The sequence below is a fragment of the Caulobacter sp. ErkDOM-C genome (assembly GCF_048541825.1).
In the GTDB taxonomy this organism is placed as follows: domain Bacteria; phylum Pseudomonadota; class Alphaproteobacteria; order Caulobacterales; family Caulobacteraceae; genus Caulobacter.
Map to the genome: position 1 here is coordinate 3,840,563 of NZ_CP183332.1, position 17,269 is coordinate 3,857,831.

At 67.1% G+C, this 17,269-nt stretch carries 11 protein-coding genes; 6 read left to right on the forward strand and 5 right to left on the reverse strand.

The annotated features are described in order from the left end of the window. Positions 1–43: 43 nt before the first annotated feature. Positions 44–907, reverse strand: a complete 864-nt coding sequence (locus ACN2C8_RS18660) for a LysR family transcriptional regulator (RefSeq protein ID WP_419253547.1) — start codon at positions 905–907, stop codon at positions 44–46. A gap of 99 nt (positions 908–1,006) precedes the next feature. Here ACN2C8_RS18660 and ACN2C8_RS18665 point away from each other — a divergent pair, with 99 nt between their 5' ends. Then, positions 1,007–1,909 (forward strand): MBL fold metallo-hydrolase, encoded by a 903-nt coding sequence (locus ACN2C8_RS18665; protein WP_419253548.1) that lies wholly within the window; start codon positions 1,007–1,009, stop codon positions 1,907–1,909. Positions 1,910–1,958: 49 nt separating this feature from the next. On the opposite strand, the gene ACN2C8_RS18670 is transcribed toward ACN2C8_RS18665, so the two are convergent. Continuing rightward, a complete protein-coding gene (locus tag ACN2C8_RS18670) occupies positions 1,959–2,576 on the reverse strand; it encodes an alpha-ketoglutarate-dependent dioxygenase AlkB (RefSeq protein WP_419253549.1) in 618 nt (205 codons plus the stop codon). 93 nt (positions 2,577–2,669) lie between these two features. On the opposite strand from ACN2C8_RS18670, the gene ACN2C8_RS18675 reads away from it, so the two are divergent. From ACN2C8_RS18675 to dnaJ, 3 genes are all read left to right on the forward strand, one after another. Then, entirely contained in the window at positions 2,670–5,315 is a 2,646-nt protein-coding gene (locus ACN2C8_RS18675) for a M1 family metallopeptidase (protein WP_419253550.1), read from the forward strand. Between the two features lie 325 nt (positions 5,316–5,640). After that, positions 5,641–7,536, forward strand: a complete 1,896-nt coding sequence (dnaK, locus tag ACN2C8_RS18680) for a molecular chaperone DnaK (RefSeq protein ID WP_419262213.1) — start codon at positions 5,641–5,643, stop codon at positions 7,534–7,536. 161 nt (positions 7,537–7,697) lie between these two features. After that, positions 7,698–8,852: a molecular chaperone DnaJ gene (dnaJ, locus tag ACN2C8_RS18685; protein ID WP_419253551.1), complete on the forward strand. Its 1,155-nt coding sequence runs from the start codon at positions 7,698–7,700 to the stop codon at positions 8,850–8,852. On the opposite strand, the gene ACN2C8_RS18690 is transcribed toward dnaJ, so the two are convergent. Then, complete coding sequence (locus ACN2C8_RS18690) at positions 8,849–9,364, reverse strand: energy transducer TonB (RefSeq protein ID WP_419253553.1); 516 nt, start codon at positions 9,362–9,364, stop codon at positions 8,849–8,851. The two genes, dnaJ and ACN2C8_RS18690, sit on opposite strands and share 4 nt — an antisense overlap. A 59-nt stretch (positions 9,365–9,423) precedes the next feature. Continuing rightward, positions 9,424–10,422, reverse strand: coding sequence for a virulence RhuM family protein (locus ACN2C8_RS18695; RefSeq protein WP_419253554.1), 999 nt, complete (start codon positions 10,420–10,422; stop codon positions 9,424–9,426). A 98-nt stretch (positions 10,423–10,520) separates the two neighbouring features. On the opposite strand from ACN2C8_RS18695, the gene mutS reads away from it, so the two are divergent. Next, entirely contained in the window at positions 10,521–13,220 is a 2,700-nt protein-coding gene (gene mutS, locus ACN2C8_RS18700; protein ID WP_419253555.1) for a DNA mismatch repair protein MutS, read from the forward strand. 82 nt (positions 13,221–13,302) lie between these two features. Continuing rightward, positions 13,303–16,128 carry a [protein-PII] uridylyltransferase gene (locus ACN2C8_RS18705; protein ID WP_419253556.1) on the forward strand — a complete coding sequence of 942 codons (2,826 nt, stop codon included), beginning with the start codon at positions 13,303–13,305 and terminating at the stop codon, positions 16,126–16,128. Positions 16,129–16,151: 23 nt separating this feature from the next. Here ACN2C8_RS18705 and ACN2C8_RS18710 read toward each other — a convergent pair whose 3' ends face one another. Beyond that, positions 16,152–16,871 carry a hypothetical protein gene (locus ACN2C8_RS18710; protein WP_419253558.1) on the reverse strand — a complete coding sequence of 240 codons (720 nt, stop codon included), beginning with the start codon at positions 16,869–16,871 and terminating at the stop codon, positions 16,152–16,154. Positions 16,872–17,269 lie beyond the last annotated feature (398 nt).

The window sequence follows — 17,269 nt, forward strand, 5'->3', positions numbered from 1 at the left end:
CCACAGGGGGCGGCCTTTTTCGTTTGAACGGGGCTCTGGCAGACTAGGCTCTGCGCTTTGCGGCCAAGGCGGCGGTTGGCGGCGCTATAGCGCCGGCCAGTGTCCGGGCGAAATCGGCGTGTGAGCTGCCCTGGCGCCAGGCGAGGCCAATCGTGCGGCTGGCCGTGACCTCGGGCGCCAGCGGGCGCGTCACGACACCGGCAACCCCGTCGGCATGGCTGGCCGGCGCGATGGCGAGGCCGACGCCGAGCTCCACAAGCGTCACCACTGCGTCCTCGTCGGCTGTCGCCGCGCGAATGTCCGGTCTGATGCCCAGAGCGGAAAGCTGAACCTCAAATTGGGCCTGCAGGCGGCACTGGGTGCGCTCGATCATCGGCTGCCCCTCCAGGTCTGAAGGGCGCACAAAGGTCTTGAAGCGGATGGGGTGGCCGGCCGGGGCCAGAACGACATAGGGCTCGTGCCAGACCGGCAGGAACTCCATCCCGTCGCCCAGGCAGCCATCGGCGCCGATCACGAGATCGGCCTGGTTCGGATCAGCGACGATGCGGGTCACGATGTCCGGTGAGGTTTCGTAGGCCGCGCGAAGAATGGGCGCGGCGCGGCGAAGGCTGATGTCGGGCTGGATATGGATCGACAGGGTGCGCGGCGCCCTGGCGCGAAACTCCCGTTCGATGGCCGCGGCCTCGGCCAGCAGACCCAAGGCCCGGCCATGGAGGATTTCGGCGTCGCGGGTGGGGGCCAGGCCCTGCCGGCTCCGCACGAACAAGCGCACGCCCAGGCTCGCTTCCAGACCCTGAAGCGCGGCCGTGATGGAGGGCTGGGAAATCGCGCACCGGCGCGCCGCCGCCGTCACCGAGCCCTCCTCGAACGCGGCGACGAAATAGCGGAGAGCTCTCAGATCGACCATGCCAATCCATAGGTAAAATATTCAAATAGTCACAACATAAAATATTATTCCGATGCTTCGTTCCGCAATAGGTTTGGGCGTCACAAGGAACCGCCGGTCATGATCGCTCGCAAAACCATCGGACGCTTTTGGGTTGGGGTGGCTGCCGCCCTTGCCATGGCGTCCAGCGCCGCCGCCGCTCCGGGCAAGGCCGTGAGCTTCTCGATCATCAAGACGGGCGGCCGCTTGTCGCCCGAGTCGATGCTCTACCAGGGCGGGGGAAAGGCCAAGGTCGAGGTCGTCTATTCGGCCGTCCTGGTTCGCCACGAGGGCCAGGACTTCCTGTTCGATACGGGTCTTGGGTCGCGGATCGACGAGCAGTACGCCCGCGACATGCCGGGCTGGAAGCGGCCGTTCTTTTTTTACGGAAAGCCCATCGTCCCGGCGCGCGCCCAGTTGGCCAGGGCCGGAGTTCCTGCCGTGCGGCGTATCGTGCTGAGCCATAGCCACTGGGACCACGCCAGCGGCGTTGTGGATTTTCCGGGCGCGGAGATCTGGGTGGCGCCACAAGAGCGAACCCTGATCGAGAAGGCCGGTCATGGGGCGGACAGCATCTGGCCAAGTCAGGTCGGCGGCGCCAGCCTGGCCTGGAAGTCGATCGATTTCAGGTCCGGACCGTATCGCGGCTTCGAGCGCAGTCTCGACGTCTATGGCGATGGGACGGTGGTTCTCGTTCCGCAGTTTGGCCACACGGAAGGCTCCGTCGGCATGTTCGTGACGACGTCCTCTGGACGCCGCTTCTTCTTCTGCGGCGATACGGTCTGGTCGGCGGCGGCCATCGAAGCGGCCCGGCCGAAGTTCTGGCTGGCCCGCGCCCTGGTGGATGCGGACGCCGCAAGGACGCTGTCCCAGGTCCAGAGAATGGCCGCCTTGCGCAAGGATGACCCGGGCCTGACCATTGTTCCCGCCCACGACGGCAGGGTGCAGGCGCGGCTCGGCTATTTCCCGGCCTGGGTCGACTAGGCTACGCCGTTGGGCGAGGCGGCCTGGTCGCGCGCCGGGTTTGCGCCTGTCAGCCTGTCCTCGCCCGCCGCAGGGTCAGATTGATCCGCCCGCCATCCGGGACCAGGCTCGACGAGCCGGCCAGGATCCGGTCCACGCCGTGAAAGGCCAGACGCGCCGGGCCTGACAGCCGGCAGACATCGCCAGAGGTCAGTTTCAGGCTGCGGGTCGGGTCCTTGCGCGATGTCCCGCCGATCCGGAACACCGCCGTGTCGCCCAGCGAGATCGACAGCACCGGAAAGCGCGGATCGGCCTCGTCGCGGTCCTGGTGCGGCCCCATGCGGGCGTCGCCGCGATAGAGGTTAATCAGGCACGAGTCCGGCGGGGTTTCCGGATCGCCCAGCTCTGTCCAGAGATCCAGCAGGGCCTGGGGCATGGCCGGCCAGGGCCTGCCGGTCGCCGGATGCCTGTCGGCATAGCGATAGCCGCTCGCGTCACTGGTCCAGCCCAGCGGGCCGAAACTGGTCATGCCGACACTCATCGCCTTGCCATAGGCCGTGGCGTAGTGGGCGAAGGGCGCGGCTTGGGCCGCCTCGAACACGGCGGCGACCAGCTCCGCCTGGGCCTGCGGCGACAGCAGGCCGGGCCAGAGGTCAAAGCCCGGAACGACGGGGAGCGGCTGGATCATTACGTATATTTAACGCGCCGGAACCGGAGGGAAGGTGTTGGTTCGCGCCTTCGGCCGTTTTGGTCGAGCAAATTTTCCAGTTCAGGGCCGTTCATGCGTCGTCTTCTGTCTTCTGCGGCCGTCGCCGCGCTTCTTCTTGCCGCGACCAGCGTCCCGGGCGCCGCCCTCGCCGCCAGCCAGACCCCGGGCGCGACCGCCCAGACCGTCACCACCCAGCTGCCGCGCGCCGTGGTCCCCACGCACTATGACGTGGCCTTCACGCCCGACGCCGCCAACCTGACCTTCACCGGTTCGGTGCAGATCACGGTCGACGTGCGGGAGCCGACCCGCACCATCGTGCTGCAGGCCCACGAACTGACCTTCTCCAAGGCCTCGCTGAAGGGCGCCGGCGCGGCGACCATCGCGGTGGACGACAAGGCCCAGACGGCCAGCTTCACCTTCGCCAAGCCGGTGGCCAAGGGCCGCCACGTGCTGTCGATCGACTATGCGGGCAAGATCAACACCCAGGCCAACGGCCTGTTCGCCCTCGACTACCAGACCGACGCCGGCGAGAAGCGCGCGATCTACACCCAGTTTGAGGCCGCCGACGCCCGCCGGTTCATCCCCTCGTGGGACGAGCCCTTCCACAAGGCCACCTTCAAGCTGACGGCCACCGTGCCGACCGGCCAGATGGCGATCAGCAACATGCCCGTCGAGAAGACGGTCGATGTCGGCGGCGGCAAGAGCCGGGTGACCTTCGCCGCGTCGCCCAAGATGTCGACCTATCTGCTGTTCTTCGGCCTGGGCGAGTTCGAGCGCGCCACGACCACGGCCGCCGGCGCCGAGATCGGCGTGATCACCAAGCCCGGCGACCTGGCCAAGGCCCAGTTCGCCCTCAAGTCGGCCGGTCCGATCCTGGAGTGGTACAACGACTATTTCGGCGTCAACTATCCGCTGCCCAAGCTCGACCACATCGCCGCGCCGGGTCAGAGCCAGTTCTTCTCGGCCATGGAGAACTGGGGCGCGATCTTCTATTTCGAATATGCCCTGCTGCTGGATCCGACCCTGTCGACCCAGGAGGACCGCGAAGGCGTCTACACCACCATCGCGCACGAGACCGCCCACCAGTGGTTCGGCAATCTGGTCACCATGGCCTGGTGGGACGACCTGTGGCTGAACGAGGGCTTCGCCACCTGGCTTGAGGGCCGCACGACCGAGAAGTTCTTCCCCGAGTGGAACAGCGCCCTTAACGCCATCGGCGGCCGCGAATACGCCATGGGCCTGGACGCCCTGGCCACGACCCACCCGGTGGTCCAGCCGATGAAGACCGTCGAGGAGGCCAGCGAGGCCTTTGACGGCATCACCTACCAGAAGGGTCAGGCCGTGATCGGCATGCTGGAGGCCTATGCGGGCCCCGAGGCCTGGCGTGACGGGGTGCGCAGCTACATCAAGGCCAACACCTATGGCAGCACCGTCACCGACGATCTGTGGGGCGCGGTCGAAACCGCGGCCGGCAAGCCGATCAAGGCCATCGCCCGCGACTTTACCCGCCAGCCCGGCGTGCCGCTGATCACCGTCTCGGGCGGCGGCTGTGTCGACGGCGCATCGCAGCTCACCCTGACCCAGGGCGAGTTCACCAAAGACCGTCCGGGCAAGACCGCGCTGCGCTGGAGCGTGCCGGTGGCCGCCCGCGCCGTCTCGGGCGGCGCGCCGGTTCAGACCCTGGTCGAGAGCGGATCGGCCAGCGTCGCCGTCCCGGGCTGCGGCCCGGTGATCGTCAATGCCGGCCAGGCGGGTTACTTCCGCACCCTCTACACGCCGGACCTGTTCAAGGGCCTGGCCGCGAACTTCGCCAGCCTGCCGCCGATCGATCAGCTGGGCCTGCTCAGCGACGTCTATGCCCTGGGCCTGGCGGGTCTGCAGCCGGCCACCGACGCCCTGGACCTGGCCATCGCCGCGCCGATCGCCGCCGATCCGAAGATCTGGGGCCGCATCGTCGCCATCTATGGCGGTGTCGACGGCTATTATGACGGCATGCCCACCGAGCAGGCGGCGTTCCGCAAGGTCGCCCTGGCGCGCCTTTCGCCGCTGATGGACCGCGTCGGCTGGACCGCCAAGCCCGGCGAGAGCGGTCCCGAGGCCACCTTGCGCGGTGAGGTGATCGCCGTACTGGGCCGCCTGGGTGACCCGGCGGTCGCGGCCGAGGCCAAGCGTCGCTACGCCGCCGACAAGACCGACCCGGCCGCCGTCCCCGGCCCGCTGCGCAAGACCATCCTGGGCATCGTCGCCGCCCAGGCTGACGCCGCTGGCTGGGATGCCATGCGCGCCCAGGCCAAGGTCGAGACCAACGCCCTGCTGCGCACCGAACTCTACACCCTGCTGGGCGCGGCGCGGGATCCGGTCCTGGCCAAGCGGGCGCTGGACCTGGCCATGACCGATGAGCCGGGCGCGACCACCTCGCCCAGCCTCATCAGCAGGGTCGCCGGCGCCCATCCGAACCTGGCCTTCGATTTCGCAGTCGCCAACAAGGCGGCCGTGGAGGCCAAGGTCGATGCCTCGGGTCGCTCCGGCTATCTGGCGTCGCTGGGCGGCCGCTCGGCGGACCCGGCCATGCTGACCAAGCTGGACGCGCTTACGGCGTCGGACCCCAGCCTGGCGCGTGAGGTCGAAAAGGCCAAGGCTGCGGTGTCCTACCGCCTGTCCGTGCGCGCGGGCCAGCTGCCGGCCATCACCGCCTGGGTGAAAAAGATCGGCGGCTGAACGCCGCGCCTTTGCTGAGTTGACGATGGCCGCGCCGGCATGGCGCGGCCATTTTCCATGGTCTGGCTTGAAGATTCCCCTTCGCAAGATGAGGGAATGGGCTTGCGGGCCAGCCCGTATCCCCCATATCGGCTTCCAAGCGGGGTTGACGGGCTCGTCAACTTCGGGGAACGCACTCTGTCCGCTCGACCTTGGTCGGGACGGGGAGGATTGGATCAACCGTTAGGAAGTTCGACCAGACGGGGACGGAGCGAGAAAAACCGGGGCGCTTGCGTCTAAGGCCCTTGTCACCGCCGTCCGCCAGCAGGAGCGACAGGTTCGTAATATGAGCAAGATTATTGGTATCGACCTTGGCACCACGAATTCGTGCGTGGCCATCATGGACGGCAAGACCCCCAAGGTGATCGAGAACGCCGAGGGCGCCCGCACCACCCCGTCGGTGGTCGCGTTCCTCGAGGATGGCGAGCGTCTGGTTGGCCAGCCCGCCAAGCGTCAGGCCGTCACCAACCCGACCAACACGCTGTTCGCCATCAAGCGCCTGATCGGCCGCACCGCCTCCGACCCCGTGGTCGAGAAGGACAAGGCGATGGTGCCCTATGACATCGTCAAGGGTCCGACCGGCGACGCCTGGGTCAAGGCCCAGGGCAAGGACTATTCTCCGCAGGAAGTCTCCGCCTTCATTCTGCAGAAGATGAAGGAAGCCGCCGAGACCCATCTGGGCGAGCCGGTGACCAAGGCCGTGATCACCGTTCCGGCCTATTTCAACGACGCCCAGCGTCAGGCGACCAAGGACGCCGGCAAGATCGCCGGCCTGGAAGTCCTGCGCATCATCAACGAGCCGACCGCTGCGGCGCTCGCCTACGGCCTGGACAAGAACGACGGCAAGAAGATCGCCGTCTATGACCTGGGCGGCGGCACGTTCGACGTCTCGGTCCTGGAAATCGGCGACGGCGTCTTCGAGGTGAAGGCCACCAACGGCGACACCTTCCTGGGCGGCGAGGACTTCGACCTTCGGATCGTCGACTACCTGGCTGACGAGTTCAAGAAGGAGCAGGGCGTCGACCTGCGCAAGGACAAGCTGGCCCTGCAGCGCCTTCGCGAAGAGGCCGAGCGGGCCAAGAAGGAGCTGTCCTCGACGGCTCAGTACGAAGTCAACCTGCCCTTCATTTCGATGAATGCGTCGGGCCCGCTGCACCTGAACATCAAGCTGTCGCGCTCCAAGCTGGAAGCCCTGGTCGAAGACCTGATCGCCCGCACCATCGGTCCGTGCGAACAGGCCCTCAAGGACGCCGGCCTCAAGAAGAGCGACATCGACGAAGTGATCCTGGTCGGTGGCATGAGCCGCATGCCCAAGGTCCAGCAGGCGGTGCAGGACTTCTTCGGCCGCGAGCCGCACAAGGGCGTCAATCCTGACGAAGTGGTCGCCCTGGGCGCCGCCGTTCAGGCCGGCGTTCTGCAAGGCGACGTCAAGGACGTGCTGCTGCTGGACGTGACCCCGCTTACCCTGGGCATCGAGACCCTGGGCGGCGTGTTCACCCCGCTGATCGAGCGCAACACCACCATCCCGACCAAGCGCTCGCAGACCTTCTCGACCGCCGACGACAACCAGTCGGCCGTGACGATCCGCGCCTTCCAGGGCGAGCGTCCGATGGCTGTCGACAACAAGTTCCTGGGTCAGTTCGACCTGCAGGGCATTCCGCCGGCTCCGCGCGGCATCCCGCAGATCGAGGTCACCTTCGACATCGACGCCAACGGCATCGTCAATGTCCACGCCAAGGACAAGGCGACCAACAAGGAGCACTCGATCCGCATCCAGGCCAATGGCGGCCTGAGCGACGCGGACATCGAGCGCATGGTCAAGGAAGCCGAGGCCAACAAGGCCGGCGACGACAAGAAGAAGGCGCTGGTCGAGGCCAAGAACCAGGGCGAGGCCACCGTGCACGCCACGGAAAAGGCCATGGCCGAGCATGGTGACAAGGTTGTTGGCGAGGACAAGGTCGCCATCGAGACCGGCCTGACCGACCTGAAGACCGCGCTCGAGGGCGAAGACGTCGACCTGATCAAGGCCAAGACCGACGCCCTGCGTCAGGCCTCGATGAAGCTGGGCGAGGCCATGTATGCCTCGCAACAGGATTCGGGCGATGGCGATGAAGCCGCCGCGGACGATGGCGTCGTCGACGCCGAGTTCGAAGAAGTCGACGAAAACAAGCCGGCGAACTAGTTCGCCATGCGCGCGCCGCGAAACGTTCCTCTGACGATCGTTTCGCGGCCGCGTTCGCTTGATCCGCACGCCTGCGACGCCTTGCGTCGCGCGATGCAGAACACCACCTCTCTCCCTATCACCGCCTCTCCCGTGGGCCTCTTGGGCGCCAGACGCTGACGATGCGCGACTATTACGAAATCCTGGGCGTGACCCGGACCGCTGACGATGCGGGCCTCAAGGTCGCATTCCGCAAGCTTGCGATGGAACACCATCCCGACCGCAACGGCGGCTGCGAGGAGGCGTCCGGCCGCTTCAAGGAAATCAACGAGGCCTATTCGATCCTGTCGGATCCGCAGAAGCGCGCGGCCTACGACCGGTTCGGCCATGCCGGCGTCAATGGCGGCGGCGGCGGTGGTGGCCAGGGCGGCTTTGGCGGCGACGCCAGCGACATTTTCAGCGACGTGTTCGGCGACGTGTTCGGCGAGATGTTCGGCGGCGGTCGCCGTCCGTCCAACGGTCCGCAGCGTGGCCAGGACCTGCGCTACGACCTGGAGATCAGCCTGGAGCAGGCCTATGCCGGCGCCGAGGTCGAGATCAAGGTTCCCGCCGCCATCACCTGCGAGGTCTGCGACGGCTCGGGCGCCAAGGCCGGCACCAGTCCTACGGTCTGCGGCACCTGCGGCGGCCATGGCCGCGTGCGGGCCACGCAAGGCTTCTTTGCGGTCGAGCGCGGCTGCCCGCGCTGCGGCGGTTCGGGCCGGCTGGTGCTGGACCCCTGCCAGAGCTGCAACGGCCACGGCCAGGTGCGCCGCGAGCGCATCCTGTCGGTGCGCATTCCGGCCGGCGTCGATGACGGCGCCCGCATCCGCCTGTCGGGCGAAGGCGACGCCGGAGCCCGCAGCGGCCCGCGCGGCGACCTCTACATCTTCCTGTCGGTGATCCCGCACGAGCTGTTCGAGCGCGATGGCCTGGACCTGCTGTGCACGGTTCCCGTGCCGATGACCGTTGCCGCCCTCGGCGGCGAGATCGACGCCCCCTGCCTGATGGGCGGCGAGGAGTGCGACGGGACCTGCAAGATCCCGGTCAAGGTTCCCGAAGGTTCGCAGACCGGCAAGACCGTCCGCCTCAAGGGCAAGGGCATGCCGTCCCTGCGCAGCCGCCAGCGCGGCGACCTGGTGGTGGAACTGTTCGTCGAGACCCCGACCCACCTGTCGGCCCGTCAGAAAGAGCTCCTCAAGGAGCTGGCCGGCCTGTGCGACGACAAGCAAAACCCCAAGTCGGCCAATTTCGTCGGCAAGGCCAAGCGGTTCTGGGACGAGGTTACGGGGAGCTAGGCGGCGCGGCCGCGTTTACCCGCGACCGAGAACACCAGCGCCAGGAGCGCGAAGGCGATCGCCCCCACGCCCGCGATCAACAGCATATCGCCGGAATCCAGCGGCGCGAGAGACGGCTCGGCGCCTTTGGGCAGCGCGGTGGTCGCTGTCTTGAGTCGAGACCAGCTGTTCTGCGGCACCTGGAAGACGATCGGGATCGTCACCTCGGGCGTCTTGGCCGCATAGTCGGCGGGCGGCGGCAGCATCCGGAACTTCTGGGACAGGGCGATGGCCGCGACGCCGAAATCCTCGCCAGTCGGAGCCTCCGAGATCACCTGGCAGTTTCCCAGGCGGCCGTCAGGACCGACCTGGCACTTGATCACCGCCTTGCCTTCGATCCCGTGGCGCTCCGCATGGGCCGGATAGGCCCACTCCATGTCGTCGACCGTCGGCTTTTCCAGCCAGTCTGGCCTGTAGGGCGCCATAACAGCGGGCCGCTCTGGAACGGCGATGATCGCCTTTGACGCTGACATGACCGGCCCCCACAACCCCATGGCGATCTGGCACGAAGTCAGCGCAAGTGGCAATCAGCTTATGGCGTCTCAAGACGGGCGGCGGTCAGGCGCAGCATTTCCTCGACATGCTCGATCTCCGCGGCGCGATCATCGGCCAGCCTGCGCTCATTGTCGAAAGCCTCGAACCTTTCGCGGGCGATCCGCCTGGCGTCATCGGCGCCGACCTTTCCGGCATTGGCCAGGACGTCCCTGTCGTTAAACGTCAGGAACGCGTCGAGCCGTTCGGACCACTCGGCCATGGTCATCGCCTTGCGACGCCCGGCCTGATCCTCGGCGAAGTCCAGGAACATGGTCACGATGCGGTTGAGCTCGCTGACTTCGTCGGCGTGTAGATAATTCTTGGCCGTATCGACGTCGCCTTTGCGGACCTTTCCGCCCTTCCAGCTTTGCAGGCCCATGTTCGGTGCGCCGGGATCGGCGCGGGCGACGATCAGCTCACCCGCCGTCTTGCCAGTCACCGCGTGCAGCATCTTGTTCTGGACGGTGGCGAAGAAGATCTGGGCGTCATTGGACCGCGCCGTGTAGTCGGTCGCCGTGGCGTAGACGTCGCGGACCTTCTGATAGAACCGCTTCTCCGACGCCCGGATGTCGCGGATCTTTTCCAGAAGTTCGTCGAAATAGTCGAACGGCCCGGGATCGCGCAGACGAGCCTCATCGAGCACGAAGCCCTTGACCAGATAGTCGCGCAGGCGGGTTGTGGCCCACTGGCGAAACTGGACGCCCCGGATCGAGCGGACGCGATAGCCGACGGCCAGGATGGCTTCGAGGCGATAGAGGGTCGTGCGGTAACGTTTGCCGTCAGCGGCAGTTAGTAAGTCCTGCTTACATACTGCGGTCTCTTCGCACTCACCCGATTGGAAGACCGCCGTAAGGTGCTGGGTGATGTTTGGCCTGGAGGTCGCGAACAGTTCCGCGATCTGCGCCTGTGTCAGCCAGACGGTCCCGTCCGCCGCCCGAAGCTGCACACGCGCGAGTCCGTCCTCGGTGTTGTAGAGGACGATTTCCCCCTCGCTCATGCCGCCCCTCTTGTTGGCCGAACAAACCTTCAGCACAAAACATGAACATTCTACATGGCGCTTCTGCGAAGCAGCGTCAAACGTTAAGTCATGGCGTCATGAACGCCCCTGCTTCGTCCACCATCCAGACCTATGACGCCACCGGCGCGACGCCGGTGATGCAGCAGTTTTTCGAGATGAAGGCGCGGCAGCCGGACGCCCTGATCTTCTTCCGGATGGGCGATTTCTACGAGCTGTTCTTTGACGACGCGATCGCGGCGGCCGCCGCCCTGGGCATCTCGCAAACCTTTCGCGGCACGCACAACGGCCAGCCGATCCCGATGGCCGGGGTGCCGCAGCACGCGGCCGAGGCCTATCTGTCGAAACTGATCCGCCAGGGCTTCAAGGTCGCTGTCTGTGAGCAGATGGAAGACCCGGCCGAGGCCAGGAAGCGCGGCTCCAAGTCGATCGTGCGGCGCGACATCGTGCGCGTGGTCACCCCGGGCACCCTGACCGAGGAGGGCCTGCTGGATGCGCGCGGCGCCAATCGCCTGGCCGCCGTGGCCGTGCGGGCGGGACAGGCCGCCGTGGCCAGCGTCGAGCTGTCGACCGGCGAGGTCGAGGTGTTCTCGGTCAGCAAGGATGGCGTCGCCGCGATCCTGGCGGCCCTGGCCCCGTCCGAGACCCTGGTCGCCGACCGGCTGTTGTCCGACGAGCAGCTGTCCCAGACCCTGAAGATCTGTGGCGGCCTGGTGCAGCCGATGCCGTCGGCCCTGTCCGAACCGCAGGCCTCTGAGGCGCGGGTCAAGCGGCTGTATGGCGTCGATACGCTGGATGGTTTCGGCGGCCTGTCACCGGCCGAGATCGGGGCCTTGGGCCTGATCGCCGCCCATCTGGAAATGACCCAGGCCGGACGCCTGCCGGCCCTGCGCGCCCCGCGCCGGGCGGCCGACGCCGACGTCATGGCCATCGACCCGGCCACCCGGGGCAGTCTGGAGATCGACCGCACCCAGACCGGTGACCGCAACGGCTCGCTGCTGGCCGCTATCGACCGCACGATCACCTCGGGTGGCGCGCGGCTGCTGGCCTCGCGGCTGGCGCGGCCGCTGCTGGACGTCGCGGCCATCGACCAGCGCCTGGACGCGATCCAGTGGTTTGTCGAGCACCGGACCCTGCGCCAGCGCCTGCGCGAGACCCTGAAGGGCTCGGGCGACATGGCCCGCGCCCTGTCGCGCCTGGCCCTAGGCCGGGGCGGTCCGCGCGACCTGGGCTGCATCCGCGACACCCTGAAGATCGGCGACACCCTGGCCGCGATGGTGGCCGGCTCGGGCGATGCCCTGTCCTCGCCGCCGTTCGAGCTGGAGCACGCTTTCCGCGCCCTGACGCCCGATCTGCACGAGGGGCTGGGCGGCTTTCTGGCGGCGCTGGAGGCGGGGCTGGGTCCCGACCTGCCGGCCCTGGCCCGCGACGGCGGTTTCGTAGCGTCCGGGATTCGCGAGGAACTGGATGAGGCCCGCGCCCTGCGCGACAACAGCCGCAAGGTGATCATCGCCCTTGAGGCCCAGCTGGCGGTCGAAAGCGGCGTGCCGCTGAAGATCCGCCACAACGGCGTGCTGGGCTATTTCGTCGAGGCCACGGCCGGCAAGGCCGACCCGCTGTTCCAGCCGCCGCTGAACGCCACCTTCATCCACCGCCAGACCCTGGCCAATCAGGTGCGCTTCACCACGGTGGAGCTGGCCGATCTGGACGCCCGCATCGCCCAGGCCGGCGAGCGGGTGCTGGCCATGGAGATCGCCGCCTTCGAGACCTGGCGCGAGGTGGCCCGCCTGCTGGCCGACGCCATCCAGATCGCCGCCGAGGCCCTGGCGCGGCTCGATGTCGCCGCCGCCCTGGCCGAATGGGCGCAGGACAGCGGGGCCACGCGGCCCATCGTCGACCGCTCCCTGGCCTTCGACGCCCAGGCCGCCCGCCATCCGGTGGTCGAGGCCGCCGTCAAGCGGGCCGGCGATCCCTATACGCCCAACAATTGCAGTCTGGACGCCTCGGGCGAGACCGGGCCGCGACTGTCGATCGTCACCGGCCCCAACATGGCCGGCAAGTCGACCTTCCTGCGCCAGAACGCCCTGCTGGCCATCCTGGCCCAGTCGGGCTGCTTTGTGCCCGCCGCCAGCTTCCGGCTGGGCGTGGTCGATCGGCTGTTCAGCCGAGTGGGCGCGGGCGATGATCTGGCCCGGGGCCGCTCGACCTTCATGATGGAGATGGTCGAGACCGCCGCCATCCTGACCCAGGCCACGCCGCGCAGTCTGGTGATCCTCGACGAGATCGGCCGGGGCACGGCCACCTATGATGGTCTGGCCATCGCCTGGGCCTGCGCCGAGGCCCTGCACGACACCAATCGCTGCCGGGCCCTGTTCGCCACCCACTATCACGAGCTGGCGACGCTGGAGGAACGGCTGGACTACGTCTCCAACCTGTCGCTGCGGGCCAAGGAGTGGAACGGCGATCTGGTCTTCCTGCACGAGGCCGCCGCCGGTCCGGCCGATCGCTCCTACGGCGTGCAGGTGGCCAAGCTGGCCGGGGTTCCGGCCCCGGTCGTGGCGCGGGCCCGCGAGGTGCTGGATCGCCTCGAGACCAAGGACGAATCACCCGCCCGCCTCGACGACCTTCCGCTGTTCGCCATGAGCCACGCCATGTCGGCGCCCGCCAAGCCGGCGCCCAGTGTCGTGGATGCGGCTTTGAAGGACCTGGATGTCGACGGAATGTCGCCGCGGGAGGCGCTCGAGGCGCTATATCGCCTTAAGGGTCTCCTCAGGACCTAGTGCTTTATTAGTCAGAGCGTGATGGCCGCCAAAACCGGTATCCACTTTTGGCTATCACGCTCCGGAACACCATATCCCCATCATGCCCCGTCGCCTTCGCCCCACCCCGCTGGAACACGTCGTCGACGGTCACGCCCTGCGTGCGCGTCTTTCGGCCGCCGCCCTCGACTCGATCGGCAACGAGGCCGAGCAGCGCGTCCGCGCCATCGAGATCCTGAAACAGGCCCTGTTTCGCGGCCGGATGATCGCCAAGGAGCGGCTGGAAAATGGGGCCGGGGGCCTTGAGACCTCGCGCCTGCTCAGCGGCGTCACCGACGAGGTGATCACCGCGCTCTATGACTTCACGACGGTGCACGTGTTCCGGGCCCGCAACCCGACCGAGGGCGAGCGCCTGTGCCTGCTGGCCGTCGGCGGCTATGGCCGGCGAACCCTCGCGCCTTACAGCGATATCGATCTGCTGTTCCTGCGGCCCTACAAGACCACGCCGCATGCCGAGAGCGTGATCGAGTTCATGCTCTATGCGCTGTGGGATCTGGGCTTCAAGGTCGGCCACGCCTCGCGCACCATCGAGGAATGCGTGCGGCTGTCGCGCGAAGACTTCACCATCCGCACCACCATCCTTGAGGCCCGCCGCCTGACCGGCGACGAGCGCCTGGGCGAAGACCTCAAGAAGCGCTTCCGCGACGACGTCATGAAGGGCACCGGCGCCCAGTTCGTCGCCGCCAAGCTGAAAGAACGCGATGACCGCCAGGCCCGGGCCGGGGCCAGCCGCTACATGGTCGAGCCCAACGTCAAGGAGGGCAAGGGCGGCCTGCGCGACCTGCACACCCTGATGTGGATCGCCGAATATCTGCACCCGGTGGATCGTCCCGAAGACGTCTTCAAGCTGGCGGTGTTCGACCGGCGCGAGGCGAAAGCCTTCATCCGGGCCTTCGACTTCCTGCATGCGGTGCGCGCCCACCTGCACTTCACCACCGGCCGGCCCGAAGAGCGCCTGACCTTCGACCTGCAGCCCGAGATCGCCCGCCGCATGGGCTATGGCGACCGCGGCGACGCCCCGGCGGTCGAGCGCTTCATGCGGCGCTACTTCCTGATCGCCAAGGAGGTCGGGGCCCTGACCCGCGCCTTCTCGGCCAAGCTGGAAGCCGAGCACTTCAAGAACGAGCCCAAGGGCATTTCCCGCTTCCTGCCGGGCGGCGGCAGGCCCAAGCGCAAGGCGCTGGATGTCGAGGGCTTCTACGAAGACGGCGGCCGGCTCAATATCGACGGGCCCGAGGTGTTCGAGGCCGATCCGGTCAATCTGATCCGGCTGTTCAAGATCGCCGACGAGCGCGACCTGGACCTGCACCCCGACGCCTTCACCGCCGTGACCCGCTCGTTGGGCCTGATCACCTCGCGGGTGCGCCGTGACGAGGACGCCTGCGAGGCCTTCCTGCACCTGCTGGCCCGGGGCAAGCGCAGCTATCGCACCCTGACCCTGATGAACGACGCCGGGGTGCTGGGCCGGTTCGTCCCGGAATTTGGCCGCATCGTCGCCCAGATGCAGTTCAACATGTACCACTCCTATACGGTGGACGAGCACACCCTGCGGGCCGTGGGCGTGATCGGCGACATCGCCGCCGGCCGCCTGGCCGAGGATCATCCGCTGGCCGTCTCCATCATGCCGCTGATCGAGGACCGTGAGGCCCTGTTCCTGGCCATGCTGCTGCACGACACCGGCAAGGGCGGGGTGGGCGGCCAGGAAAAGGCCGGGGCCCGGTCGGCCCGCAGCGCCTGCGAGCGCCTGGGCGTTGACCGTCTGAAGGTCGAGCTGGTGGCCTGGCTGGTCGAGAACCATCTGGTCATGAGCGACTTCGCCCAGAAGCGCGATGTTTCCGATCCAGGGACGGTGGCCGCCTTTGCGCGCATCGTCGAAAACCCCGAGCGCCTGCGCCTGCTGCTGGTCATCACCGTCGCCGACATCCGCGCCGTGGGCCCGGGGGTCTGGAACGGCTGGAAGGGCCAGTTGCTGCGCGAGCTCTACAACGCCACCGAAGCCGTTTTCCGCGGCGGCCGGGGCAGTGACGCCGCCGCCAGCGTCCAGCGCCACCAGGAGGCCGTCGCCGAGGCCGCGCGCGAGGCCCTGATCGCCGACGACCCGGCCGCAGCGGGCTGGGCGTCGGCCATGGAGGACGCCTATTTCAGCGCCTTCAAGGCTGATGAGCTGAAGGACCATGCGGCCCTGGCCCGCCGCGCCGCCATCCAGGGCGGAGCCGCCGCCGAGGGCCAGGTGACGCCGGGCTCCAACGCCGCCGAGATCGTCATCGCCGCCCGGGACCGGCGCGGCCTGTTCGCCGACCTGGCTTTGGCTATCTCATCGCTGGGCGGCAATGTGGTCGGCGCGCGGGTCTTCACCTCGCGCCAGGGCCAGGCCCTGGATGTCTTCTATGTGCAGGACGTCACCGGCGCCCCCATGGGCTGCGAAAACCCCCGCGCCCTGCGCCGCCTGGCCGACGCCCTGGAATCGGCCGGTCGCGGCGAAACCATGAGCTTCGAGCCCCGTCGCGGCGCCGAACAGTCGCGCACGGCAGCCTTCTCGATCGCGCCCAGCGTGGTGGTCGACAACGAGGCCTCCAACGACGCCACCGTGGTCGAAGCCTCGGGCCGCGACCGCCCGGGCCTGCTGCACGCTTTGGCCCAGACCCTGGCGACGAGCGGCCTGTCGATCCAGTCGGCCCATATCGACGGCTATGGCGAGCGCGCGGTCGACGCCTTCTATGTGCAGACCGCCGAGGGTGGGAAACTGACCGAGACGCGCAAGGTCACGGCGCTGAAGGCGGACCTGCTGTCGGCGCTGGAGGCCAATGAGGCCGGGGCGCCGAATACCCGACCGGGGCTGAAGCGGGCGCGGGCGAGCGTGGCGCGGTAGTTGGGGCGGGACTAGAGAATTCTCTAGTTGAAGCCATTGTAATTGCTGGGGTACATCAAGAAAATACTGATAGGCGCATACAATTCGTAACGCCTCTCAGAACCTCGCGGTAGTTCATCGCCCAAGTGCATTCCTGAGGACGCATATCTACCAGACCAAGGGAGCATTCCTTCAACGCGACCAATGCTGACTTTGTCGCGTGTTATCTCAACCGTGGCTTGTCGGAATTCGACCCCCGGGCCGTACGCTGCGGACATACTTGTTGGATCGACTACGTAAGCACTAGTCGGGTCTGCGAGGTTCTTGAACCGCATTAAGATGGGAAGTTCGGCTGACTCAAGTATGCGTTTCGTCCTCTTGCGTAGCTTGGAAGCAGCTTTGCGGTCTGCAAAGTCAGCCTTGCCCAGTTCGCGCCCGAAAACATGGTCAGGGCTCCAGTTCGTGCCGCTTAACCCGCGCTCAAGTGACCAAAATTCACCGAAGGTTGCAAACAGGTAGCCGGCTCGTCCCAGATCGACGATGACGGCTTCGCCGCGCGTCAGAAAGCTGCCCGCGCTCATATTGCCGAACGCCTTGATTGGGGGCGAGAAGCGCACCGATCTAACAGATGATCCGCTACGGGTGATGCCGTCGACCACGAAATCCAGCGTCAGACGATAACGATAACTGTAAACCTCCTCGCAGCCCTGCAGGGGCAGGGCAAGTGCCAGAGTGCCTATCAGCGTTTCTCGGCGACCGATCACTCTCGTTTCGTCGAGTGGACTGGCTGGGATTGCAAGCGGGCTTGTCAAATTCACTTTCGCCTCGACTAAACGCGCACTGTCGAGATCAATCTTGAAGGGCAGGCAATAATTTTAGGTTGAGCCCAGAGATGGGTGAGTCTGAATGATCACCACAATCATGCAAAGGCGTGGAAATCGGACACGCCCTCGCGCAGAGCCAGCCCTTCATCTCTTGGAGGCAGCAAGCGTGCCGTACTGTCCAGGTCAGTCAAGGCCCGGTCTGCGACCGGCCGCTCCGCGGCGGCCCGGAGGGCCGGCCTTGAGTGACCTGGACAGTCCGGCGATCGTCTCGCCGTGAGATGAAGGGTGGGCTCCCTTCGGCACGAAGGGGGCGGGACGCCAGAACGAAACCTTCTCCC

Coding starts and splice junctions, on each gene's coding strand:
- ACN2C8_RS18660 (WP_419253547.1), bottom strand. CDS start 907: ATGGTCGATCTGAGAGCTCTCCGCTATTTCGTCGCCGCGTTCGAGGAG.
- ACN2C8_RS18665 (WP_419253548.1), top strand. CDS start 1,007: ATGATCGCTCGCAAAACCATCGGACGCTTTTGGGTTGGGGTGGCTGCC.
- ACN2C8_RS18670 (WP_419253549.1), bottom strand. CDS start 2,576: ATGATCCAGCCGCTCCCCGTCGTTCCGGGCTTTGACCTCTGGCCCGGC.
- ACN2C8_RS18675 (WP_419253550.1), top strand. CDS start 2,670: ATGCGTCGTCTTCTGTCTTCTGCGGCCGTCGCCGCGCTTCTTCTTGCC.
- dnaK (WP_419262213.1), top strand. CDS start 5,641: ATGAGCAAGATTATTGGTATCGACCTTGGCACCACGAATTCGTGCGTG.
- dnaJ (WP_419253551.1), top strand. CDS start 7,698: ATGCGCGACTATTACGAAATCCTGGGCGTGACCCGGACCGCTGACGAT.
- ACN2C8_RS18690 (WP_419253553.1), bottom strand. CDS start 9,364: ATGTCAGCGTCAAAGGCGATCATCGCCGTTCCAGAGCGGCCCGCTGTT.
- ACN2C8_RS18695 (WP_419253554.1), bottom strand. CDS start 10,422: ATGAGCGAGGGGGAAATCGTCCTCTACAACACCGAGGACGGACTCGCG.
- mutS (WP_419253555.1), top strand. CDS start 10,521: ATGAACGCCCCTGCTTCGTCCACCATCCAGACCTATGACGCCACCGGC.
- ACN2C8_RS18705 (WP_419253556.1), top strand. CDS start 13,303: ATGCCCCGTCGCCTTCGCCCCACCCCGCTGGAACACGTCGTCGACGGT.